We start from the raw sequence: 25,154 nt of genomic DNA, 5'->3' as shown, positions 1-25,154 counted from the left end.
AACTTGCTTGCAACCAATCTTAGAGAATCTGACCAAGAGTCCGCCTTTAATTATGCCTTAGAAGCAGAAGGATTAGCACACTCTTTAGGAGATATCTCGGGTGAAAGTTTAGCTAAGGAGAATATAGGATGGATTTATTACAGAAGAGGTCAATACCAAAAGTCCTTTGATTTCTCAAAGGATGCATATGAATTAGCCCTTCAGGTTGACAATATGAAAGTGGCTGCAAGACTTCTTAATTCAATGGGGGCATTGTATTATGAACAGCAGAATTTTGACCTGGCAATTGAACAGTTTAAAAAAGCATACATCCTAAGTAAAAAGGAGGGTGACCTGTATACTCAGATCCGAAGTTTGAACAATATGGCCTATAATTTTAGCCAGAAAAATGAACTGGATTCAGCGTTATATTATGCCAAATATGCTATCGAAGTTAATAAAAAGGCAGGCTCGCCTTACTTGACTGCATTCGCCAATCGTGTAATCGGCGATATTTATTATTCTTCAGGAAATTACGATAGTGCTGCTTCCATTTTTGAAAATTCACTCAAGGAAGCAAGACTCCAAAATGTAAAAACTACGGAAGCCAGTGTAACTCATAGATTGGGTGCAACTTACTTGAAACTCGGTAAATTAAAAGATGCGGAAGAAGTATTGCTCGAGGGTGTCAAAGTTTCAGAAGAAAATAAGTTCTTGGATGAGTTGGCTAAAAACCATAAATACTTGACCCAGGTTTATGAGCAAAAGGGAGATATAAGGAATGCCTATCGACACCAAAGTACCTATGTGGTATTAAATGACTCTTTGGTGGATAAAGGCAATAGGGATAGAATTGCCCTCCTTCAAGGGATGTTTCAAGAGGATTTGGATAAATCAGAATTGAACTTACTCAAGGAGCAAAATGAAAACCAGGCGCAAAGATTAAAATTAATCAGAAGGAATTATTACATCATTGCTATTGCAGCAGTTTTGATATTGGGTCTTTTAATATGGCTCTTCCTATTGAATAGGAACATTAAGAAATACAATGATTTCCTTTTAGAGCAGAAAAGAAAGATTAAGGATCAAAATATAGATCTAGAAGCTAAATCATTGCAGCTCGGAAAAATCAATGAAACTAAGAATAAACTGTTTTCTATTTTGGGCCATGATTTAAAGGCTCCTATAGGACAGGTAAAGTCGGTGGTTGATTTATTGATTCAAGGAATGCTTACTAAGGAGGAATTTGAGGAGTTACTGAAGGTGCTCAATAAAGATATTAACTCAGTTCATTTCACCTTGAACAACACTTTAAAATGGTCCATGGCGCAAATGGAGGGTTTTAAGCTCAAAAAAATGTCTTTCAATTTTCATGACTTAGTAGCCTCTAACTTAACTTTGATCGAACCTCAACTCAAAGAAAAGAATATAGTAGTTTCTAATTTGATGAATAAGGACCAGCTTGTACATGCAGATCAGGATTTGATGGAAGTCGTGGTGAGGAATATTTTAAACAATGCGGTGAAATTTTCAAAAAGGAATGGGACTGTAGAGATTACTACTTCATCCAATGGTCAGTTTGTAAAATGGTGTGTTCAAGACCATGGGATTGGTATTAAAGCATCCCAAATCAAAGAAATTTTAGGCAAAGAATACACAATTACCGATTCTCAAAAGGGAACCGAACAGGAAAAGGGTTCCGGACTAGGACTTCAACTTTGCAAGGAATTTATCCGCATGAATGGGGGTGAAATTTACATTTATAGCCAAGAGGGGGAAGGAACAAAAATTTGCTTAGACATTCCTAGGGTAGACTTAATCCAAGATTCGAATACTACTATTAAAAAGGAAATCTCCCAAGCTTAATTCCTTTTTCAAAATTCCTAAATCTACCATGTTTTGGATGGCCTTCTGAAGTTCCACCTGAGAAACTTCAGCTTTGGTGGCCCATTCTGTTTGGGTTAACCATTGTACCACATCCTCGGGATGCAATTTATATTTATCTGCTATTTCTGAAACCGTAGACTTCGATTGTTGAAGATGAGCAGATTCTTCGTATACCATATCTCTGAGTTGTAGAATAACATCTCCAAATGCTTTTAAAGCTTTGTTGGATGCGACCATGACAAAACATGGCCAAGGACTTGAAATTTCTCCAATTCTTTTTAATTCATGAGAGTCTACCCAAGGCTTGGTCGTATATTTTTCCCATAAAAACATTTCAGGCTTCTCGGGCACCATAGCTTCAAGAGCTCCAGGTAAATTTCCAATGATGGAAAAGGATAGGCTTTCCTTCTTCCAATTTTCTCTTTTTGCCAAGACATAGGACATTAATTGGGAGCCAGAGCCCATTCTACTAATTAAAAAAGAAGGATCCTGGATTTCAGATAAATGATTGATTGGACATTTACCATGAATGTGGACACCCCAAATCAAAGGAGACTTCACATGGAATCCGATCATTTTTGCGGGGCTTCCATTTTCAAAATCTTGAAAAAAGCTTTCTGTCAGAATCAAAGCGATTTCAGTTTCGTCATTTCGAATGGCTTTGTTCATCTGACCAGATCCCCTGGATTCATCCGTCCATGTTACTTCAATTCCTTTTGATGCAAAAGGTTGTCTGGCGATTACATTTTTCCAAGGTAAATTGAAGTGTTCAGGGACTCCTGTGATTCTTAAGGTTTTCATGGGGATCAGAATTTGATCCGGTAAAAGTATAAAAGCCAACCATAAATTTGATTCGACTCATCAAAAAATGGAGAATTTAATCATGGGTGGCTTGTCGGTCTTGGATAAGAAGGTTACTAAGTCCAGCTAGGATTAATAATAATCCAGCTAACAGCATGGTGTTGATAACGGCTTCACCAAAAATCAGTTTGTAGAGGAAGTTGACTCCTCCCAAAGCGGCCACTATTTGTGGAATCACAATAAACATATTAAAGATTCCCATGAATACGCCCATCTTTTTAGGGTCTACAGAGCTCGAAAGCATCGCATAGGGCATGGAAAGAATACTCGCCCAAGCAATCCCAACGAGCATGAAACTTAGGTGAAGCATCCAAGGCGCCTGGATAAAGTAAATGGAAATAAAACCTAAGCCTCCCGAAATTAGACTGAGCAGGTGAAGAATTTTTCGATTGATCTTGTATTTACTGGTAAAAAAGGAAAGGATTAAGGCATAGATCATGGAAACCAAACCATATGTTCCTAAATAATTCCCCACGCTATCCGCTGCATCATTATAAGCTGCACTGCTGGTGTCTGTAACTCCAAAGACATGTTCTGTTATGGCAGGAGTTGCAAAACTCCACATGGTAAAGAAAGCAAACCAAGAGAAAAATTGAACGAGTCCTAACTTCTTCATGACAGGGGGCATGGAAGATATGTTTTGAAAAATATCCTTGAATCCCTGTATAAGTCCCCTGTTTTTGTTTGAATTAAATTCCTCTTCATCTTCGGGAGGAAGTTCATCTGTAGTTAAAATGGTTACCAAGATGCTAGAAAATAGAACGAAAGCACCGATGGCGAAAGCATATTTTACAGAATCCGGGACAACCCCAGAAGGTGCAGTATTTGGTACTCCTATTTGGGTCATCAGCCAAGGCAGGTTGGAGGCGATCCAGGTGCCTATCCCAATGATTAATGTTTGTACTACAAAACCATAGGAACGTTGAGAGTGCGGAAGTTTATCCGCAACCAAAGCCCTAAAAGGTTCCATGCTAATATTGATAGAGGCGTCCAATATCCAAAGAGCTCCTGCTGCCATCCATAAGGTGGAGGAATAGGGAGCCAAGAATAGGGCACAGGTACTAAAAACTGCCCCAATAAAGAAATAGGGTTTTCTCCGTCCAAATTTTGGACTCCAAGTATGATCACTCAAATAGCCGACAATTGGCTGAACCAAAAGACCTGTCAAAGGTGCTGCAATCCATAGAAAAGGGATGGCATCTTTATCCGCACCTAGGGTTTGAAAAATTCTCGACATAAAACCTCCCTGTAATGCAAATCCAAATTGAATACCAAGGAATCCAAAACTCATATTCCAGATTTGCCAAAAATTTAATTCCTTTTTAATTGGGCTCATTGTGGGGTCTTTAGGAGAAAATTATTAGGTTTTTAATTCAATTCTGTAAGAATTATTTGATCATTGGTATGTTCAATTTCTACATAGAATAACTCCTCGATTTGGAAGAATGGAAGTTCATTGTCTGGTAGTGGGTCAAAGGCAGTAATCTTATCCAAAAATGAGTAGTTTTCTGATTTTAAATGCTCTTGCTTGCCGTTTATTAAAATCTCTTTGGATTTGAATCCGTGGAAGTAGACTTTGATTTTTGTATAGGAACTAGGATAAGATCCCAAAACTTGCTCTAGTTTAAATTCACCTTTATGGAAATCGTATTCCATTTTTCTCTGATAGAATTTTCCAGATTGGTATTCGAAACCATCTCCTTCATCCTCATATAAGACTGCACTTCCATCATCCCCTTGATATAAATGAATGTTCAAAATTCCATCATGTGGTTCAGCGGTATGTGCTACCCTTGATTGCATGAAAATAATACTCCCTGCTTTGGCATAAACAGGTAGATAGTTGATTGGGCAATCTTGATAAACAACTTGATTACCTGAATGTTGGAGATCGGTATAGAGATAATACCATTTTCCCTTGGGTAAAAAGACTTTGGTGATTTCCTTCGTGCTTTCTACAGGAGCTACGAGTAAGAAATCGCAAAAGAGGTATTCATTTTGAAAATCCTGAAGGTAAACTTTAGGTTCATGAGGGTAGGTGACAGCAAGGCTTGAGGCTATTGGCAATCCATCCAAACTGGACTTGTAAAATTTACTATACAGTGTAGGCAGCAATTGATACCGTAATTGAATATAATTTCTTGAAATTTCCTCTACTTCCTCTCCAAATGCCCAAGGTTCTGCATCTCTGCTATTGATCATAGAATGAGCTCTATACAATGGGGCAAAGGCTCCAATACTCATCCAACGAGCAAAAAGACTACTACTTGCTTCCCCTGCAAATCCTCCTACATCATATCCAGCAAAAGGAACACCGCTTAATCCGAGGCTGTTTACCAATCGAATCCCTGCCAGCATATGCTCTTCAGTAGCTTGATTATCTCCAGTCCAGGCAGCAGCGAATCGTTGCACTCCCGCAAATCCTGACCTAGTTAAGACAAAGGGTCTTTTTGTCGGGTTTTGAAGTGTTGATCCCTCCTGAGTAGCCCTAGCCATCTCCATTCCGTAGACATTTCTGGATTTTCTGTGAGAAGCAGGGTTTCCATCCATATCAAACTCTATCAGATTTGGGGTGAATTGCCCCCAAGAGGCTGGTTCATTCATGTCTGTCCAAAATCCATCTACCCCTGCTTCTGTGTAGAAGGCCATTTTTTCTGCCCACCAGGATCTCGTTTCTTCCTTGGTGAAATCAGGGAAACCACACCAGCCTGGCCATACCTGAGCGATATAATCCTCTCCATCAGGATATTTCACGAATAATCCTTGACTTTTTCCTTCTTCATAGGGAAGATATCCTTCTTCTTTTTTGATACCGGGATCTAAAATCACGACTACTTTAAATCCTCTTTTCTTAAGTTCATAAATCATGGATTTAGGGTCTGGAAAATGAACCCCATCAAAGGTGAAAACCTTGTATTTTTCCATGTGATGAATATCTAAATAGATGATATCAGCAGGTATTTTTTTATCCCTAAAAGTTTTGGCAAGCGTCTCCACTTCTTCGGAAGGATAATAGGAATACCTACATTGTTGGTATCCTAAAGCCCATTTAGGAGGTAATTTCATTTTTCCCGTTAGGGAAGTATAAGTAGAGATAATTTCCGAAACCGAAGGTTCATAGATAAAATAATAGTCCAAGTCACCGTCTTCTGCATTGAAATAGGCAAAGCGATTATTGGAAGCTCCAAAATTGAAAACTGATTTATGAGTGTTGTCAAAGTATATTCCGTAAGCTCCATGGGTATGAACACCTAGATAAAAGGGAATACTCATATAGAGTGGATCGTCGCCTATTCCATAAGCAAAATAGTCCGTATTCCAATTCACATAGGCTTGTCCAAAGCGATTTAAATTCCCGGTTTTTTCTCCCAGTCCTATGAATTTTTCTTCGGGTTGGATTTTCTTATAACAGGTGATCTCGGTTCCTATCCAGGCAGTTCCAAGGGTATCATCCTCATTGAGAACATGGCCATCCAAGTCTAAAAATGAAAAAGTAAAATCATCAAGTTGGAGCTGGGTTTTGAGTTTGTTTGTTTCCAAGAGGATGGAATCAGAAAACTCATTAATGGAGAAGCTTACTTCTTCAGGACTTGCAACTACAGAATAGAGATTCGTGTCGAATTGATCTGACCTACTAGCTTGAATACGAATTACCCCAGATTGGTAAACTGTAATCTGGAAAGTTCCATTTTCAGTCATTCCAGAAATTCCTTGGGAAGTCTTATTCCAGGTTTTTACTGGCCCCATAGATTGATATCGGGCAGAGTTAGTTGCGTTAAATTGGGCTTTCTTCATGTATTCACCTCCATTAACTAGTTGGAGCAATGCTAAAGTAGCTACGAAAATGAATACTTAAAAACCCTTCAGGATCAACAGAATACCAGTTTTTTGAGAAAAAAGAATCAAATAAAGCCTTCTAATAAAAATTTAGGGCTATTCAAACGTTTGCATTATTTTGATGAAAAAAAATAATTTTTTTTTGATTAAAAAAGCCTTTTAGAGGAGTTTCTAATCATCAACTCAGTTTTAAGGACAATAGGTGAAGCGATTTGATCTATGGAGGTTTTGTTTTCAATCAGATCCAAAAGGATTTCAGTTGCTTTGACTCCTATATCAAAACCAGGTTGATAGACTGAGGTTAAACTAGGTTCCAATATGGAGCAAATTTGCCAGTTGCTGAAACCAACGATCCCAATGTCCTTGGGGATTTGAAAGCCAAGTTCCCGACAGGCCATCATTGCACCCACAGCCACCATGTCATTATTTGCAAAAACTGCATCAGGCTTTATCTCAAGTTCCTGAAATAGGTCGTAAACAATTTTCTTGCTTTCTTCTGGAACGCCTAATGGACATTCAAGAATTAGACTTTCGTCTATTGTGATTCCATGGGCAGATAAAGCATCTCTATACCCTCTTTCTCTTTCAAAACAAATCTTCAAGTTTTTTGGGCCTGCGAGATGGATTATCTTTTTATAACCCTGAGAGATCAGGTGGGTTGTTGCGTCGTAAGCACCTTGGTAATCATCTACTACCACATTGACTGCATTTTCAATATCAGGGACCCGGTCAAAGAATACGATGGGATAATTTCGATCTAACAACTTGGTGAAATGCTCGAAGTCTTTCGTTTCTTTCGAGAAGCTGATCATAAATCCATCAATCTGATTACCAAGCATGGTGTTGATGTTAGATTTTTCCCGCTCAAACCTTTCATTGGTTTGGGTTAAAATCACATTATATCCTCTAGATGATGCAACTTCTTCAATTCCGCTGATCACCGTAGAGAAAAAGAAGTGAACCACATCTGGTATGATGACCCCAATCGTAAATGACCTGCTCTTTCTAAGAGATAGGGCAACTGCATTAGGGCGATAGTTTAATCTTTCAGCAACCTCTTTGACTTTCTTTTTGGTATTTGAACTGATTCTGGGGTAGTCTTTTAAAGCTCTGGATACAGTGGAAATAGAAATGTTTAATTCTTGGGCAATGTCTTTTATAGTTGCTTGTTCAATCCTCATATAGATTTAAATTCCCTTTTTGGGCTTGCTTGGTGATGATCTTTTTGAATGAAGGAGTTTTATTCCTTTGAATTTTAAATTAACTAAAATAAACGATTGAAGTTTACAATTTTTGAATACTCAAAAATAGGATTGTATTCTGAACCTTGATCATTTCGAAATCTTGAGTTCTGCAGTTTTGAAGGAATATTTAGAGATAGAAAACGCTGGAATATTCGATAGAGTTGACAATTTAGATTTAGATGTAAGGGATATTATTGATGGTATTTATATCTTTGAGCCGATTGAATATAAATAAGTGCTGGAAACACACTTTTTTTAAGATATAAACAAACCTAATTCAGATATGAAATTTAAACCTGGAGTAAAATACGGTGAAGAACTGAAAGATCTTTATGCATATGCAAAGGAGAATGAATTTGCAATGCCTGCTGTCAACGTAATTAACACCAATTCAGTAAATGCTGTGATGGAAACAGCAAAAAAGGTGAACTCACCTGTGATTATTCAATTTTCGAATGGAGGAGCTCAGTTTTTTGCGGGTAAAGGATTAAGCAACGATGGTCAGAAAGCTAGTATTGCCGGTGGAGTATCCGGGGCTCATCACGTGCACCAAATGGCTGAGGCGTATGGGGTACCAGTAATTTTGCATACAGATCATGCTGCTAAAAAATTATTGCCTTGGATCGACGGGATGTTAGAGGCTGGTAAAGCTTACTATGCTACTCATAAAAGACCACTTTTTAGTTCACATATGCTTGACCTTTCTGAGGAGCCATTGGAAGAGAATGTTGAGATTTCTTGCAAGTACTTTAAAGAGTTTGCCAAGCTGGATATGGCTATTGAAATTGAATTGGGTGTAACCGGTGGTGAAGAGGACGGTGTTGATAATACCGATATTGATTCTTCAAAGCTATATACTCAACCAGAAGAAGTGGCTTATGCCTACGAAAACCTGAAGAAAATCGGTGATTTATTTACCATTGCTGCTGCATTTGGGAATGTTCACGGTGTCTATAAGCCAGGTAATGTGAGCTTAAAGCCAATTATCTTGAAGAATTCTCAGGATTTCATCAATGAAAAATATGGAACTACTGGTAAGCCATTGAATTTTGTATTCCATGGTGGTTCTGGATCTTCAGTCGAAGAAATCAGAGAAGCAAACTCTTATGGTTCTATCAAAATGAATATCGATACTGATATGCAATGGGCATTCTGGGAAGGTATCCTTGCTTATTACAAAAAGAATGAAGGGTATCTTCAGACTCAATTAGGTAACCCAGAAGGTCCTGATAGCCCAAATAAAAAATATTATGATCCAAGAAATTGGTTGCGTAAAGGCGAAGAGAACTTCGTGAAAAGATTAGAGTTAGCTTTCGATATGCTGAATGCAGTAGGAAGAAATTAATCAAATTCATCAAAAAAGTCACTTCAATTCAAGTGACTTTTTTTTATGTCTTATTCCAATGAAAATATTCAACATAATCTTAGTCTTGATGGGAGTAATCCTACTTACATCTTGTGAAACCCCAATTCCTCCAAAGGTTGAGAACTATTGGCCAAAAGCAGGGATTACTTATGAAATCTTTGTCCAGTCATTTTATGATACCAATGGGGATGGGATAGGTGACTTAAATGGGGTCACTCAAAAATTGGACTATGTTTCAGATTTGGGAGCCAATGCGATTTGGCTGATGCCAATCATGCCCTCTCCCAGTTACCATAAGTATGATGTAACAGATTATAAGGCAATTCATCCCGATTACGGGACTTTAGAGGATTTTAAGAACCTATTAGAGGAAGCCCATAAAAGGGATTTGAAGGTGGTGATTGATTTAATTATCAACCATACCAGTAGCGAGCATCCTTGGTTTTTGGAGTCAAAAAAAGGCAGGGATAACCCGTATCGGGATTATTATGTTTGGGCTCAAAAAGATACGATCGCTGACTTTATTGAAAAGAAAAAGGTCACGTTGGATTCGGACAATATCAGGCAATGGCATGATCCAGGAGATGGGGAGGATTTTTATTATGGTTTTTTTTATGGAGGAATGCCGGATTTGAATTTCGACAATGAACAAGTAAGGAAAGAGATTTTTGAAATAGGGAAGTTTTGGTTGGAAGAAATAGGGGTTGATGGTTTTCGCTTAGATGCTGCTAAACACATTTACCCGGATGAGCGAGCAAAAGACAATCATGAGTTTTGGAAAGAATTTAGGTCCGAAATGGTCAAAATCAATCCGGACTTGTACTTGGTAGGAGAGGTGTATGATCAAAAAGAGGTGGTTGCTCCTTTTCTTCTTGGATTACCGGCACTATTTAATTTTGACTTTCATTATACCTTAATTGAATCCCTGAATAAAGAAGATGGGAAATTATTGGTAGATAAAGAAAAGAGTGTGTTGGATTACTATGAAAGTATTACTTCAGATTTCATTGATGCAACCATATCCTCTAATCATGATCAGCCCAGACTTCTAAATGAGCTGAAATCCGATCAGGCAAAGTACAAACAAGCAATCGCTATTCTAATGAGCATGCCAGGAGCTCCTTACTTGTATTATGGAGAGGAAATAGGAATGTTGGGTTTGAAGCCTGACGAACACATACGAGAGCCGTTTATTTGGGATAGGATTGAAAACGATACTGGGAGAACTACATGGATCAAACCCATCTATTCTACAGATTCAACAGTTACTCCTCTTGCCATTCAAATAAAAGATGAATCCAGTTATTTCCATCACTATAAGAAACTTATCCATTTAAGGAATTCCACTCCAGCTTTAGCTATTGGAAGTTTAGAAAAGTCCACTGAAAATTACCCTAAATCAATCATGGCATTCAATAGGGTGTTGGGAGACCAAAATTTAATGGTGATTCACAATGTGGGGAATAAGCCTGTTCAATTGCCTATTCCAAAGGATTTTCAAACTCCTATTTATGAATTGGGAAGCGTAAAGTGGAACGGGAAGGAACTTAGCCTTGGCAAAAACGCCTCAGTGGTACTATCAAAATAAAAGGGACTCTTTTGGAGTCCCTATCATATTTAAGTAGAAAGAATTTTTGCGATTCTAAAATCTTCCTCATCCACCGATTTATCGTCTACAATTGCTTTTTTAATTGGCGTGTAAACCACCTTGTTATTGATCAAGCCAGCCATCACATCGTATTTGCCTTGCAATAGACCTTCTACAGCTGCTACTCCTAATTTGGATGCAAGCAAACGGTCAAAGGAAGAAGGTGCTCCTCCTCTTTGTAGGTGACCTAGGATGGTCACTTTGATATCGTAGTATGGAAGGAATTTCTTTACTTTTTCGGCGATTTCACCTGCTCCACCACTTTTACCACCTTCTGCTACAATCACGATGTTAGAGGATTTTTTGGCTTTGGATCTAATCTTTAATTTATCTACCAAATGATCAATTGGCATTTTCTTTTCCGGGATCAAAATGGCAGCAGCTGCACTACCAATACCCGCATTAATGGCTATAAATCCAGCATCGCGCCCCATTACCTCTACAAAGAATAATCGGTCGTGTGAGGTGGCAGTGTCTCTGATCTTGTCAATAGCTTCAATAGCTGTATTGCAGGCAGTATCGAAACCTATCGTAGAGTCTGTTCCTGAAAGGTCATTATCAATAGTTCCCGGTAATCCAATAGAAGGGATACCATATTCTTGGAAAAATAAATGTGCACCAGTTAGAGATCCATCTCCACCAATCACTACTAAAGCATCTATACCATGAGACTTGATGTTCTCATAGGCTTTTTTTCGTCCTTCTGGAGTTCTGAATTCTGCACTTCGGGCAGATTTCAAGAAAGTGCCTCCTCTTTCCAAAACGTGGGTGATGTATTTGGAATCAAGTTTTTTTATGTCATTTTGAATGAGACCTTCGTAGCCACGATAGATTCCATACATCTCCAAGTTATAATAAAAACCTGCCCTTACAGCAGCTCTGATTGCAGCGTTCATTCCAGGTGAGTCGCCCCCGGAGGTCAATACTCCTATTTTTTTTATAGTCTTAGGTTCCATTAAAGGTTTGGGTTAAAGGCTTTTAAACATTAATTCTGCAGATGCAGGATTGGTAGCCAAGGGAATATTGTGCACATCACATATTCTCATCAGCATTTGTACGTCAGGTTCATGAGGATGCTTATCCAATGGGTCTCTAAAAAAGATAACCATATCTAACTCCTTTTGGGCGGCCATAGCTGCTATTTGAGCATCACCTCCAATTGGACCAGATAACAATTTCTCTACTTTAAAGCCTGATTTTTCGATATGGGATCCTGTTGTGCCCGTAGCAACAAGTTGTACGTCAACCATTTCGAGTTTTTCTCGAAACCTACTTAAAAAATGTACCATGTCGGCTTTCTTTCCGTCATGGGCGATTAGGGCAATTTTCATGAACAGGTATTAACAGGTTTGAAGCCAAAGTTAGAAAAAAATCTTTTTTTCCAACTTTGGCGAAATTAAATAAACGTGAAATATTAAACTTTTAGCTTCTTCTTTTGAAATTCTGTATCCTAGGGTTAAGGCACAATTTTCTCCAAGTGAAACAGGAACGTATATTCCATTGCCAATTCTTTGAGAGAATTAAATCTTCCTGAAGCTCCTCCATGTCCAGCATCCATATTGGTATGCAATAACAACAGGTTATTATCGGTCTTTAATTCACGAAGTTTTGCCACCCATTTGGTAGGTTCCCAATATTGTACTTGGCTATCATGAAGTCCTGATGTGACCAATAAATTGGGATAATCTTTTGCGGTGACATTGTCATAAGGAGAATAGGACAGCATATAATCGTAATATTCCTTTTCTTTCGGATTACCCCATTCCTGAAACTCTCCAGTAGTTAATGGGATACTTTCATCTAACATGGTAGAAACCACATCCACAAATGGTACGCTTGCTATGAGTCCATGGAAAAGATCTGGTCTCATGTTCATTACTGCTCCCATCAATAAACCTCCAGCACTTCCTCCCATGGCATATAAATGTGGAGTAGAAGTATACTTTTCTTCAATCAGGTGTTCCGCACAGGCTATGAAATCAGTAAATGTATTTTTCTTTTTTAGCATCTTGCCATCCTCGTACCAATGCCTTCCCATATCTTCTCCGCCTCTAATGTGAGCTATGGCGAAAACAAACCCTCTGTCCAATAGACTTAATCTGCTAGATGAAAAATAGGCTTCCGTACTAAAGCCATACGAGCCATAAGCATACAATAAGAGTGGACTTGATCCGTCAGGTTGAAAAAGCTCTTTTTTGTAAACAAGAGAAATAGGGACCATTACACCATCAGGAGCTTTGGCCCAGATTCTGGCGGAATGATATTGACTTTGATCATAGCCTCCGACTACTTCTTGTTGTTTCAAAAGCGTTTTGGTCTGCAAGGCCATGTGATAATCATAAATACTGGACGGTGATACCAAGGAGTTATATCCGAATCTGAGCGTTTCCGTGTTGAATTCGGGGTTGGTACTGATCCAGGCAGTATAGGTTTCGTCATCAAATTCAAGCTGGTGCCCAGGACTTCCATCCCATGGTTTTACCAATACTTGTACCAGGCCATTGCTTCTTTCTTGGGTGACCAGATAATGAGAAAACAATTCAAAATCCTCCAATAGGACATTTTCGCGGTGGGGGATTACATCTTCCCAATGTTCTATGGAAGGAGAGGAGATCGGTGCTTTTACTACTTTGAAGTTTTGTGCGTGATTATTGGTTCTTATCCAAAAATAATCATCATAATGATCTGCAGCATATTCCAGATGAGGGATCCTTTTTTGGAGTAATTGGAATTCCTTATTGGGTTGATCTGATTTGATAAATCGAATTTCAGAGGAAATAGTACTTTCTGAATGAATAAATATATATTCTTCGGATTTGGTGCTGACTACATGGCAAGAAAACTCTTCATCTGTTTCTTCAAATACAAGTCGATCCTGTTCTAGAGAAGTACCAAGAACATGTTGGTAAATTCTATGAGCCCGTAAGGTTTCTGGATCTTGTTTGGAGTAGAAGATGGTTTGATTATCTGCAGCCCAAGTTAAGTTTCCTGTCACATTGGGAATACTATCTTCTAGGAGTTCACCGGTAGTTAAGTCCTTAAAATATATGGTATAAATTCTTCTTCCCACCTCATCCGCAGCAAATGCCAACAGGTTTTGGTTTGGAGAACTCGATGTGCCTCCCACTTGGTAATAACTTTTACCTTCGGCAAGTTGATTCACATTCAATAGAATTTCTTCAGGATGTTCTAAAGAGCTGGCCTTTCTGCAATAAATTGGATATTCGGCCCCTTTTTCATATCGGGCATACCAATAATATCCGGATTTAAAATAGGGTACACTTTGATCATCCTCCTTGATCCTGCCTTTGATTTCTTCAAAAAGCGCTTTTTGAAATTCTTCTGTATGCTTTAGGTTTTCTTTTAGAAAGGCATTTTCTTCATTCAGGTATTCGATTACTGATGGATTTTCTCGGTCTCTCATCCAAAAGTAATTGTCTATTCGTTGATGACCGTGAGTTTCTAAAATCTCTGGCTTTTTAGCGGCAATGGGTGACTTCATATCTTGATTTACTAAGCTGCAATGTTAATGAAAAAATGGGGTAGGAGGTTCCATTTTGAATAAGTATGGCATGTAAAAGAAGATCGCCTAACAAAAAAAGTGGTTAGTATTTTATTCAAGTACTTGTTTACAAAGAGAATAATTAAAATATTCAGTCTAATTATCAACCATTAACCTTTTATATATGGGAATGCTTAAAGAATTCAAAGACTTTGCCGTCAAAGGCAATGTGGTCGATCTGGCCGTTGCAGTCATCATAGGTGGTGCCTTTGGAAAGATCGTTACCTCTTTTGTAAATGATATTGTCATGCCTCCGATAGGCTTGATGATAGGAGGGGTCAATTTTAAGAATTTGGCTGTTGTTTTGAAAGAAGCGGTCATAGATGATGCAGGGGAAGTAGTTACCGCAGCTGTCACTTTAAATTACGGTGCTTTTATTCAAAATGTAGTGGATTTCACCATCATTGCTTTTGTGATTTTTCTGGCAGTGAAAGCCATAACCAACATGAAAAAGAAAGAAGCTGCTGCACCGCCACCTCCGCCACCAGCACCTCCAAAATCTGAAGTATTGCTAGAGGAAATTAGAGACCTTTTGAAAAATAAGGAAAAGTAATCCTTCCAAAAAAAAATAGCCCCAAATTTGCATCTCGCTAGTTTGGGGCAATTTTATTTATCGGTCTTCCCGTCTTTGTCTTTGGTATATATGCCGGGCAAAATCCCTTGAAAGACCATTCAATAGAAATAGTTGATTGTAACTGATGACCGAGGAAGCCTTACTCACGAATTTTTTCTCTTCGTTGAGTAATTGTTGTTGTAGCTCAAATCGTTTCTCTACTCTGTTTTTTGCCTCCTCTTCTGAGATCGGCTGGTCTCTCCGATCATTAAGTTCAGCCATTTGACGAATCATGCTTTCTCTTTTATCGCTGAATTCATTGTAGATGGGCCAAAACTTTTCAGCTTGATCTGAATTTAAATCCAAGCGCGTAGTAATAAAGGCCACCTTGGCAGCTTTTAATTTTTCGGGATCATATCTTTCTCCACCTCTCTGGGCATAAACAGCTCCAATAAATAAGGTGAATAATAGGACGAGTGTATATTTTTTCATGTTCAATACCAGATTTCTTCCTGCTCGGATGAAGCATCCTCTATGAATGGATTTTCATCTTGAATTATTTCATTTAATATCTCCTCTGGGTTGTCTGACATACTAAGTATATCTTCTGCCGACCAATACTGACTATCGATATAAAGATCGATTTCCTGCTCCATGATCAATTGTTCAGAAGTAGTATCCATTTTAGAGTATTGCCAGACTCCTAACCCTGCGATCAAGATCACTGAAGCAGCCCATTTCATCCAAGGATAGCTTTCCTTTTTGTTGGCTTTCAATAAGATCTGATCTGGAAGCTTTTCAAAGTATCCATCAGGTGACTTTAAATCTTTTATTTTTGGCAGTGTTTGCATACTAATTATTAGACTTAAAATTGAGTCAATGGTTTATTCTTCTAATACGCTTTGTTCAATTTTTTTTACCGCATGGTGGTAGCTTGCTTTTAAAGCTCCTATGCTGGTCCCGGTTATTTCAGCGATTTGATCATAGGTCAAATCTTCCTGATTTTTTAGTTGGAAGACTAGTCGTTGCTTTTCAGGGAGGGATTGCATTGCCCGTTGTAATTTCATCTGTATTTGATCCCCATCAAAATGATCCGGGTGGCTCAAAAAGGATTCTATTTTTTCCTGATAATCATCCATAGAGAAGAAAAAACGCTTTTTTTTCTTCTCTAAAAATGTGAGGGTTTCATTGGTTGCAATTCTATATAGCCAGGTGAATAGGCTCGATTGTCCTTGAAATTTATCAATATGATGAAAGGCCTTGATAAAGGTGTTTTGGGTTAAATCATCTGCATCTTCATGAATCAAAACCATTCTTCGGATGACATGATATACCTTTTTCTGATACGTCTGGATCAATTGCCGGAAACCCATATCCCTGCTTACTGGGCTTTGAATCAATTGTAGGATTTCCTGATCTTTAGTATTCATCATTAAGACTTTGACCCTAAAAGCCCAGCGAGGTTTAATACAATATTAAAAATTAGTTTTTTTACTGTTTTTCACAAAAAAACCTTCAGCAAGATCTATGTTTGTTTTTCTTACTGAAGGTTTAAAAAAGAAGTTGGTTTGAATATCAGATTTCTAATATGTAGTCAAGAATTCCAGCATTTTTCCCTTTTGGTCTTGTCACCAAAAGAGGCATACTATCATTATACTGGATTAATCTTTCCGCCATACTTCCAATGAAAAGAGCAGTGGCTGCTGTTCTTCCTTTCGCTCCGATGATGATACCATCAGCTTTGATCTCCAAGGCCTTGGATACAATCTTTTCTACAGGATCATCATTGTCATCCTTTGTATAAATTGGGGTGATCTTTATTCCTTTAGTATCTATTTTTCTGACAAATTTCTTGTAGTTTATTTCAGCATGCAACTGCATGATTTGAGAGAATTCTTCATACGTTTTTCCAGTATAATGATAGCCTGAGGGGACCGAATAAACGTTTTGGCAAATGATTTCCAGATTATCTTTTCCGTATTTATCCGCAACCATAATGGCTTCTTCTAGTGCATCTTTTGAATATTCCGAGAAATCACTAGGAACCAATAGCTTGGTTAATTTGGGGAGAGATCCTTCAGGAATAATAAGAAGAGAGCAACTTGCCCTTCTTGCTAATCTAAGTGACGCAACCCCCGTACCTGGTAGATTAATTTTTCTACCAATAATAATCATGTCAGCAGATTTTTCTTCTGCTAGTTTTAGGATTTTTTTGGAGAGAGAACCTTCTTTTACTACATAACTAAATGATACCCCCTTGGTGTCCTTGTAATTCTCTTTGACGACTGCTTCCATTGCTTCTTTTCTCTCATTGATCATGTTTTCAACAAGATTTGGGAACTCTTCAAGGACTTCTTTTGGGATAGTAAGGTTCTTTATGACATTTACAAAATAAATTTTTTTGGTCTGATTGACTTTCGAGATAAATTCTGCGTATTGAACCAAAGTTTGATCCATTGGACTTTGGTCTAGGCATACGATTAGCTTTTTTATCAGATACATAATTCTCCAAAAGGTTTTGAGAGTACAAATTTAGTTGGTTTCGAAAGAATGTGTACTGAAATTATAGAATAAAATTTTGAAATTTTCATTTTTTCAATTTTAAAAATGCTTGAGGGCTTATACAAGTATATGATTGTTAGGTATGAACAAAACTAATTTTGAAAAAATAAAGAAAATTTAAACTACCGCTTGTCATTTGTTTCTCGAATAAAAGCTGATTCATTTAAACCTCCCCATTTTTATCCCGTATATTTGTACCGGTCCGGGTCGTCGACATGTTCAAACTTCACAATTAACAAAATCACCGAGTGAAGCCCTTTCCAAAAACAGGCCTCACCTCTGTTCTGAATCTCAGGACGGGGCCTCGTCTCTTCGGAGTCAGGATAACAGTGGAAGTTTGCGGTTTCAAGGCAGCTCAAATCTTGTCTACTAGGAGGTTTGTAACACTCTAAGATCCGGACTTTTTATTTTTTAATTTATCCAGGATCCATCTCCATTCTTCTTTTCCTGCTCCAAATATGTAGGAAAAAATCACATACCCCATCAATACACAAACTGAAGTGAAGATCATCTCTAAAATCGGACCTTGTCCAAATTTCAGAAAATACATCGGAAGATATGCCGCTATTCCTACCGCCAATATTTTAAGTGTTTGCAGAGAGAAAGGATCAAATTGAAGTTTGATTTTCAAAAAGATATATTTCACCAGATTAAACAGGAGCATGACCAAGGCGGAGGCAATTGCAGCTCCCTCAATGCCATATATGGGTATCAACCAATAATTAAGTCCAATAATAGTCAAACTCATGAGGATGGTGGCCACTAAATTGAATCTGTAATATTTTGAAAAAACCAACACTTCACTATTGACTGAAAATACTACATCAAATAGTTTTCCTAGGCCAATAAGGAACACTACATATTTTCCAGTCTCATAAATTTCCCTATTTGGGATCAAATAATATAAACTGTCAATGTTGGCCCAGATCCCAATAAACAATAGGAGACAGATGTATAATTGCCGATTGGAAACTTGCTTGTACAGAAGATTAATCTCTTGAAAATTGCCTTTGGTAAAATGGGCTGCTATAACGGGCATTACGACTTGTGAAATGGCCCTTCTAGGTAGTTCTATCACCAAAGCCATACTAAATGCAATGGTGTAAATAGCATTTGCTTCCAAACTCACCATGGAGCTTACCATGATGCTATCAATTTTCATAATGAGAGTGGATGCTGCGGTAGCCAAAAAAGTGATTAGACTAAATCTTAGAAATGAACTTCTAAACCCTTTTGGAAAATTGCTCCAACGGAAATCAAATTTCAATACACCTAGCCAGAGCAAATAAATCAATACTCCTGAGGTGGAAATTCCATACACCACGACCAGTCCATACATCACAAAGTCAAACCCTATCCAACCTAAAAAATAGGTTCCTACCAAAATTCCGGTTAGTAATCTTAAAAACACTTCCCTAAAAAATGTGGGTACTGCAACTTTTAAATAGGATCTGGCATAGGAGTCAAATATGCTGCTCAAAAGGGAGAAAAGTGTGATCAATAAAACTACTTGCAGAAAGTCGATTACCTGCGGTGAATTGGTTGCAAATAAAGCAATGAGTTGAGTTTTGAAAAGTAAGAATAGGGAACAAACTAAAAAGAAGCCACCTAAGGCAAGTAAAATACTAAAGCTTAGAAAAGCGGAATGATTTGATTTGAGTTTTGGGAAATACCGGGTAATTCCATGTCCTAAACCCAACTGAGCAAAAGGAACAAACAATAAGCCTAAATCCTGAATGGTTCGGAATGTTCCTAATTGGGATGCTTCCAGTGCATACGGAAATAACCATAGCACGTTGAAATAGCCAATGACTACTCCAATGTATGAGAAAAGTGCTGTTTGAAGACTCTGCTTGGCTATTTTGCCCATGAGCTTAAAAGTATCAAAAAAACTTAAAAATTGGGCGAAGAAAGTTGGGGTTTAGTTTTTGGCGCACTTTTCACAACCCGGCTCTTTTTTGGTTTTTCCAAAGAACTTTCTTCCCAAAAAGAATAGGGCTCCTACCACTAATAATCCAACCAATAGTTCCTGTACCATATTAAGAAAAGATATTAAATGTGACCAATGCGGCTACGTAAGCCAAAACAGTCATATACACTGTTTGAATTAACGGCCATTTCCATCCTTTGGTTTCTCTATATACCACGGCAACAGTACTCATACATTGCATTGCAAATACGTAGAATACCATTAAAGAAAAAGCAGTTGCCTTGTTAAAGACTTTGTCTCCAGTGACAGGGTTAATTTGCTGGTTTAACTTTTGCCGGATGGTTAATTCATCTTCCACATCCGCTCCAATACTATAAATGGTGGCAATCGTGGATACGAAGACTTCTCTTGCGGCAAAAGAAGTGATTAAGGCAATCCCAATTTTCCAGTCATAGCCCAAAGGTTTGATAACTGGCTCAATTCCTCTTCCCATGATTCCAATGAATGAGCTTTCTAGAAGTTGAGAAGAAACTTCTGATTCAATCAGCTCATGTTGATCCTCTGGAGCTTGGGCTAATCGTTCTTCCCCTGCTTTCCTTATTTCTTCCATTTTGGATGGTGGACCATAGGTTGCCAATACCCATAATACCACAGAAATTGCCAAGATTACTTTACCAGCTTCTGTGACAAATGTTCTGGATTTGTTGTACATGGTAAGTAGTACATCTTTCCATCGAGGGGTTCTATACGTTGGTAATTCCACCATCAAAAAGCTTTTCTCTTCGGATTTAAGAATCAATTTCAGAGAAAATGCAGTAACCAAAACACCCAAAATTCCCAAAAGATAAAGTCCCAAAAGGGTAAGCGCTTGAAGATTTATGAAACCAAAATTTTCATTAGGTACTACTAATCCGATTAGGATAATGTATACTGGCAATCGGGCAGAGCAACTCATAAGTGGAGTTACCAAAATGGTGATGATTTTCTCTTTCCAATTTCCAATGTTTCTAGCCGCCATTACTCCTGGAATGGCGCATGCAACCCCTGATACTAGTGGAACAATACTTTTACCATGTAGGCCAAAGGGACGCATCCATCTGTCCATCAAGAACACCACTCGGGACATATATCCTGTATCTTCAAGAATCGCAAGGAAGCCAAATAATAGGGCAATCTGAGGGATAAAGATGACTACTCCTCCAATCCCTGGCACAATCCCCTCCGAGATTAAACTGGTCAATGGACCAGGAGGTAGGATACTGTTTACCCATCCACTAATTTCAGCAAATAAACCATCGATCAAGTCCATAGGCACAGAGGCCCAAGTGAAAATGGTTTGAAAAATCAGAAGTAGAATACCAATAAAGATGGCGTACCCAAATACAGGATGTAGAAAAATTTTATCCAGCTTGGAAGCAGGTTTTTTTGCTTCTTTTTTAACTACGCAGGATTCTACAAGACTGGTGATTTTTCTATATCGTAAGGTGGTCTCTTCTAGTTGCGCAGTCTCTAGATCAAATTTTTGATCTGCGATCAATGATTGAATCCAAAGTCGATCTTCTGGATTGATCGAACGATCTTTTGGACCAAATCGAAGCATTTGATAGGCTCGATAGTCATTTTTAAGATCAAACTTCTCTTTAATTGGCTGAATTAAAGACTGAGGGATTATTTCTGAAATATCTAGGTAAGATGAGTCAACACTGAAATTCTTCTCATGAATTAAAGTCTTGATTTGTTCAAGGCCTTTAATTGCCCTCGCATCGGTGCTAAGAATTGGAACTCCCAGAGATTTGTAAATCTCATAACTACGGATTTCCAGGTTTTTTTTGGCTGCTAAATCAGCCATGTTCAAAATGATCGCGAGTTGAACTCCTAAATCAATGAGTTGAGTAGCTAAAAAAAGCCCTCTTGAAAGTTGACAAGAGTCTATGACCATCAATACATAGTCTGGCCTTTTTTCTTTGTCAATATGGTTTAATACTCTATGAGCAATAATTTCGTCTTCCGAATTAGGATAAAGGCTGTAGGTACCTGGAAGATCTAAAATCTCATAAGTAGCACCTTCATAGTTCATCCATCCGGTTTTCTTGTCAACTGTAACTCCAGGGTAGTTGCCTATTTTTTGGTTTAAACCAGTTAATTGATTGAAAATCGTAGATTTTCCAACATTAGGATTGCCTATCAAGGCTATTTTTGGAGTTCGAGTGGTAGATCGAATAGTTGACTCAGACATGAATTTTATAGCAGTTGAACCTCAATCAAGGCCGCTTCAGATTTTCTGAGCGCCAAAAGGGTTTCGTCCATTTGGAAAGCCATTGGTCCTCCCATTGGGGCAGCGTGATTTAAGGTTATGGTTTTACCGGGCAGGAAGCCAAGTTCCATCAAATTAATTTTGAGCGGGGATGCGGTGATCTGTCTGATGATGGCAGATCTAGATGCGGTCATGGTATCAGCGGTAATATGCATAGGTTTTGGTGGGTGATAACCCATGTCGCAAAAATAGAATTATTTGGAATGAATCTAAAGAAAAATAAATAAGATTTTTGTCAGTTTTTCAAAGGGTAGGCTACTTAATACTCAAAATAACTTCATTTAACACTTTTTCTACTTGGTTTTCTAAAAAAAACCGAACACTAAAAGTGATAACTATCTCTTTTTCAGGATTTTTAATAAAGTAAAGTTTGAAAGGTTCAAAACTGTATATTTCTTGTTTTTCTGTGAAAAAGTCTGCTATGCTTTTTGGACTAGTGGTGAAATCAGAACTGATTTCAAAATAATCATTGAGGACTTCGCCTACCTTGAGGACTGTTCCATCTCCAAGAGTCACCTCATTGGAATTGTAAATTTCTAAATACAGCAATGAATTAGTTGATTTAGGAGGTACGGGAGAACAGGCAAATGCCAAGCCCGGAAAATTCCCTTTGGAGTCTGGTTCGGCCTGGGAAACAAATTCAAAATCTTCGACTTTTATTGATTTATAAACTTCATTGTAAGGAAGAAAAAGCTCATTAGATACTTTAATTCCATTTAAATTGTAGCTAGCGGATGAAAAAGAAATTATGTTAAAATTCCTGACTTGAGGTGCGGGGCCACAGCCACAGGGATTATTACAAACCACATCACAGGAAATTGGCAAAAGAGCCAAGACCAAAAATATAAGTAGGGTGGTGATGGAATTTTTAAAAGAGGCTCCCATTTCCTTTTTGTTGAATAATACTCAAAGATCTTTAATTCAATGGAAATATTCAAAGGGATAAGTTTTAAAACGAAGCTTTTAAAGAAAAGGTAAAATTCCTTCCAGATGCAGCTAAACCTGAACTATAAGGCCTATATCTTTTATCTCCGATATTTTCTATTCCTGCCATTAGGTCTAAGTATTTCATGAGCGTATAAGTGCTATGAATATTGAAGGTAGTCCAGGAAGGTGAGTAGGGGTTGCCATTTTCATCTGATGCATATAAATGTGGTTTCCCTATTTCATCCATTGGCATATCTTCATATGCTACTTCTCCACTGTACACCGTACTTAACTCAATTTTCAATTTGTTTTTTGAATAGGTCAATCTTGTTAAGCCAAATAATGGAGCAGCGTGTCTTGAGGGACTTGTACTTTCATCATCCAATTCCTCTTCACCTTTTTGCCAATTGATTTTTGAATAAATAAGCCAGTTTTGAGAAGGAGACCATTCTACACCTGCTTGAATACCATAGATTGTAGCTGATGCGGCGTTTTGGATTGCTAAAACCTTACTTTGAACTCCTTCATATGGTATACTATCTTGACCATTTAATAGAAAGGGTCTTCTTACCATTGCACGATCTAAGTAAGTATAAAAGGCAGAGGCATCAATTTTCAGGAAATTTCCCCAATGTTTATTGATGTTGATTTCGGCATTATAAACGTACTCTGGTTTTAAGTTTGGGTTTGGAACTATGATTGTGCCTGGCTCTGAATCAAAAAATTTACCCAAATCATCTACATTGGGTGCTCTGAATCCGGTGGAAACTTGAGGAGAAATAGTCCAAGTAGAAGAAGGGGTTAAGATTAAACCCAAAGAACCGGTTAAAGCACCATTGTTATTGGTGGTTTTTTGATAAGGGAGAGGAAAGAAGGCTGTATTTGATGTAAAGTCTGCAGAAAGAAAAACCTGATTGTAGCGAAGTCCTGTTTGCAGTTTTAGTTTTTCCGAAAGGTGTGCATGGTAGGTTCCATATGCTGCCAAAGATGTCCATTCTGATTTAGGGTACCTAGCAGAGGCAGGCACAGTTTCTCCAGATTGAATGTTTGTTTCAACTCCTGTGGATGCTACACCATTATAAACCGTCTCTATTCCATAGCTTAAAAAGCTTTCTTGGTTGATGTTTTTCACCCAGTCGGCATTCAGAGACCATGCGTTTACTTTTTCAATCCGATCAAATAAACTGAAGTTATTAAACCTTCTGTTGATGCGACTTTCCTCGAAGTATTGCTGGGCTATTTTTACGCTCATTTGATCATATAGCTTCCCATTACCAATTTGGTTCAAAGTCAATTGATTCATCATCCAAACTTGAGGTCCATACTTCCATATTGCATGCCTGGGTTTTTCCAATGAGCCTTGGATTAATCGGTCATGCCTAGGAATATTTGAAGAACGGGAATAATGAAAGCCATATTCCCAATCCGTTTTATTGGAGGGTTTAAAGCTGATTTTTTGCATTAAGTTAAGCTGGGTATACCCGCTGGTTTCCTGGATTTGTGGATCAGGATTTACTATAGCAATATCCCCATCGGCTGAAGGAATTACATACCATGATCTTAAATATTCATCCGGACCATTTTTACCCATTTTTAAATCCCCATAATCAAAATGGGATATACTGGTTAGAAATGCCCATTTCTCTGTCGCAAAAGAAATGTCCCCATGAAACGTCTTTTCTTTATTTGAGGAGGCAAAACGTCCATAAAGATTGCCATTGACAGCGAGACCAGAATCAGAAAAGCTAGGTTTCAATGTTTCAAATGCCATGACACCACCTAGAGCATCACTTCCAAACATGACTGAGCCAGGTCCAAATAGAACTTCGGTATTTTGTATAGCCAAGGGGTCCATGGAAATAACATTGTGGAGATTTCCACCACGAAAAATGGCTGTATTTACCCTGACTCCATCCACAGCATAAAGAAGACGATTGGCAGAAAAACCTCTGATCATGGGACTACCTCCCCCTTGTTGGCTTTTTTGGATGAAAACGTCGCCATTGCTGCCTAACCAGTCTGCGGTATTGGAAGGGGAACGTAATTGGAAGTTATCCTTATTAAGGACTGTGATTTTGCCTGGAATATCTTGGTTACTTTGACGCCATCGGCTACTTGTCACAATCGCTTGTTCCATCTGTATCAATCCAGGACTTAAAAAGACCTTGTAGTCCGAGTCTTTTAATTCTTCAACTGAATAGGATACAGATTCAAATCCCAAAAGCTGAAAATGTATTTCTGCTTGTTCAGAAAAAGTAGAGAGCTCAATCTGTCCTTTTGAATTGGTGATGGCACTTAAATAAGGTTCATTTCCAAACACCAAAACTCCTGGAATGACTTGTTTGGTGCTTTTTTCGTAAACAGTAACCACTTGCCCAAATGAATGAGTAAAAGAAAGAAGGGTGAATGAAAATAAAAGTAAGTAGATCTTCCTCATAAATTGTGAATAGGTCCCGGAAGATGAAAGTAAAAGATAGGATTTAG

At 38.1% G+C, this 25,154-nt stretch carries 20 protein-coding genes; 4 read left to right on the top strand and 16 right to left on the bottom strand.

The window, feature by feature from the left end:
• The first annotated feature begins 3 nt into the window (after positions 1–3).
• Positions 4–1,845, top strand: coding sequence for a tetratricopeptide repeat-containing sensor histidine kinase (locus JYB62_RS06575; RefSeq protein WP_205644618.1), 1,842 nt, complete (start codon positions 4–6; stop codon positions 1,843–1,845).
• Here the strand turns inward: JYB62_RS06575 and JYB62_RS06570 are convergent.
• The 4 genes from JYB62_RS06570 to JYB62_RS06555 all read right to left on the bottom strand — a co-directional run bounded on the left by JYB62_RS06570 (position 1,795) and on the right by JYB62_RS06555 (position 7,745).
• Entirely contained in the window at positions 1,795–2,667 is an 873-nt protein-coding gene (locus tag JYB62_RS06570) for a type 2 periplasmic-binding domain-containing protein (protein WP_205644617.1), read from the bottom strand. The two genes, JYB62_RS06575 and JYB62_RS06570, sit on opposite strands and share 51 nt — an antisense overlap.
• A 76-nt stretch (positions 2,668–2,743) precedes the next feature.
• Positions 2,744–4,063: an MFS transporter gene (locus JYB62_RS06565; RefSeq protein ID WP_243431451.1), complete on the bottom strand. Its 1,320-nt coding sequence runs from the start codon at positions 4,061–4,063 to the stop codon at positions 2,744–2,746.
• A gap of 32 nt (positions 4,064–4,095) precedes the next feature.
• Positions 4,096–6,522, bottom strand: coding sequence for a glycoside hydrolase family 31 protein (locus JYB62_RS06560; protein ID WP_205644616.1), 2,427 nt, complete (start codon positions 6,520–6,522; stop codon positions 4,096–4,098).
• 188 nt (positions 6,523–6,710) lie between these two features.
• Entirely contained in the window at positions 6,711–7,745 is a 1,035-nt protein-coding gene (locus JYB62_RS06555; protein ID WP_205644615.1) for a LacI family DNA-binding transcriptional regulator, read from the bottom strand.
• Between the two features lie 346 nt (positions 7,746–8,091).
• Between JYB62_RS06555 and fbaA the strand changes: the two genes are divergently transcribed.
• Positions 8,092–9,153 (top strand): class II fructose-bisphosphate aldolase, encoded by a 1,062-nt coding sequence (gene fbaA, locus JYB62_RS06550; RefSeq protein WP_205644614.1) that lies wholly within the window; start codon positions 8,092–8,094, stop codon positions 9,151–9,153.
• An 88-nt stretch (positions 9,154–9,241) separates the two neighbouring features.
• Positions 9,242–10,762: an alpha-amylase family glycosyl hydrolase gene (locus tag JYB62_RS06545; protein WP_243431450.1), complete on the top strand. Its 1,521-nt coding sequence runs from the start codon at positions 9,242–9,244 to the stop codon at positions 10,760–10,762.
• Positions 10,763–10,791: 29 nt separating this feature from the next.
• Here the strand turns inward: JYB62_RS06545 and pfkA are convergent, their stop codons facing one another.
• From pfkA to JYB62_RS06530, 3 genes are all read right to left on the bottom strand, one after another.
• Positions 10,792–11,778 (bottom strand): 6-phosphofructokinase, encoded by a 987-nt coding sequence (gene pfkA / locus JYB62_RS06540; RefSeq protein ID WP_205644612.1) that lies wholly within the window; start codon positions 11,776–11,778, stop codon positions 10,792–10,794.
• A gap of 12 nt (positions 11,779–11,790) precedes the next feature.
• A complete protein-coding gene (locus JYB62_RS06535; RefSeq protein ID WP_205644611.1) occupies positions 11,791–12,153 on the bottom strand; it encodes a methylglyoxal synthase in 363 nt (120 codons plus the stop codon).
• 125 nt (positions 12,154–12,278) lie between these two features.
• The gene (locus tag JYB62_RS06530) at positions 12,279–14,324 is read right to left on the bottom strand and encodes a S9 family peptidase (protein ID WP_205644610.1); all 2,046 of its coding nucleotides are present in this window, start codon (positions 14,322–14,324) and stop codon (positions 12,279–12,281) included.
• Between the two features lie 184 nt (positions 14,325–14,508).
• Here JYB62_RS06530 and mscL point away from each other — a divergent pair, with 184 nt between their 5' ends.
• Positions 14,509–14,937, top strand: a complete 429-nt coding sequence (gene mscL, locus JYB62_RS06525) for a large-conductance mechanosensitive channel protein MscL (protein WP_205644609.1) — start codon at positions 14,509–14,511, stop codon at positions 14,935–14,937.
• Positions 14,938–14,994: 57 nt separating this feature from the next.
• Here the strand turns inward: mscL and JYB62_RS06520 are convergent, their stop codons facing one another.
• The 9 genes from JYB62_RS06520 to JYB62_RS06475 all read right to left on the bottom strand — a co-directional run bounded on the left by JYB62_RS06520 (position 14,995) and on the right by JYB62_RS06475 (position 25,107).
• The gene (locus tag JYB62_RS06520; protein WP_205644608.1) at positions 14,995–15,429 is read right to left on the bottom strand and encodes a Spy/CpxP family protein refolding chaperone; all 435 of its coding nucleotides are present in this window, start codon (positions 15,427–15,429) and stop codon (positions 14,995–14,997) included.
• A 2-nt stretch (positions 15,430–15,431) separates the two neighbouring features.
• A complete protein-coding gene (locus JYB62_RS06515; protein ID WP_205644607.1) occupies positions 15,432–15,788 on the bottom strand; it encodes a hypothetical protein in 357 nt (118 codons plus the stop codon).
• A 33-nt stretch (positions 15,789–15,821) separates the two neighbouring features.
• Positions 15,822–16,370 (bottom strand): RNA polymerase sigma factor, encoded by a 549-nt coding sequence (locus tag JYB62_RS06510; protein WP_205644606.1) that lies wholly within the window; start codon positions 16,368–16,370, stop codon positions 15,822–15,824.
• A 142-nt stretch (positions 16,371–16,512) separates the two neighbouring features.
• On the bottom strand, positions 16,513–17,439 hold the full coding sequence (locus JYB62_RS06505) for a universal stress protein (protein WP_205644605.1): 927 nt from the start codon (positions 17,437–17,439) through the stop codon (positions 16,513–16,515).
• 448 nt (positions 17,440–17,887) lie between these two features.
• On the bottom strand, positions 17,888–19,369 hold the full coding sequence (locus JYB62_RS06500; RefSeq protein ID WP_205644604.1) for a lipopolysaccharide biosynthesis protein: 1,482 nt from the start codon (positions 19,367–19,369) through the stop codon (positions 17,888–17,890).
• Between the two features lie 169 nt (positions 19,370–19,538).
• Positions 19,539–21,665 (bottom strand): ferrous iron transport protein B, encoded by a 2,127-nt coding sequence (gene feoB, locus JYB62_RS06490; RefSeq protein WP_205644603.1) that lies wholly within the window; start codon positions 21,663–21,665, stop codon positions 19,539–19,541.
• A 5-nt stretch (positions 21,666–21,670) separates the two neighbouring features.
• Positions 21,671–21,898 (bottom strand): FeoA family protein, encoded by a 228-nt coding sequence (locus JYB62_RS06485; RefSeq protein ID WP_205644602.1) that lies wholly within the window; start codon positions 21,896–21,898, stop codon positions 21,671–21,673.
• 100 nt (positions 21,899–21,998) lie between these two features.
• Positions 21,999–22,628, bottom strand: coding sequence for a hypothetical protein (locus tag JYB62_RS06480; protein WP_205644601.1), 630 nt, complete (start codon positions 22,626–22,628; stop codon positions 21,999–22,001).
• Between the two features lie 64 nt (positions 22,629–22,692).
• A complete protein-coding gene (locus JYB62_RS06475; protein WP_205644600.1) occupies positions 22,693–25,107 on the bottom strand; it encodes a TonB-dependent receptor in 2,415 nt (804 codons plus the stop codon).
• Positions 25,108–25,154: the final 47 nt, after the last annotated feature.

Origin of the sequence: Algoriphagus lutimaris (genome assembly GCF_017051705.1) — a bacterium.
In the GTDB taxonomy this organism is placed as follows: domain Bacteria; phylum Bacteroidota; class Bacteroidia; order Cytophagales; family Cyclobacteriaceae; genus Algoriphagus; species Algoriphagus lutimaris.
The sequence above is the reverse complement of the archived record's forward strand: the minus strand, read 5'-3'. Positions and strand labels throughout refer to the sequence as shown.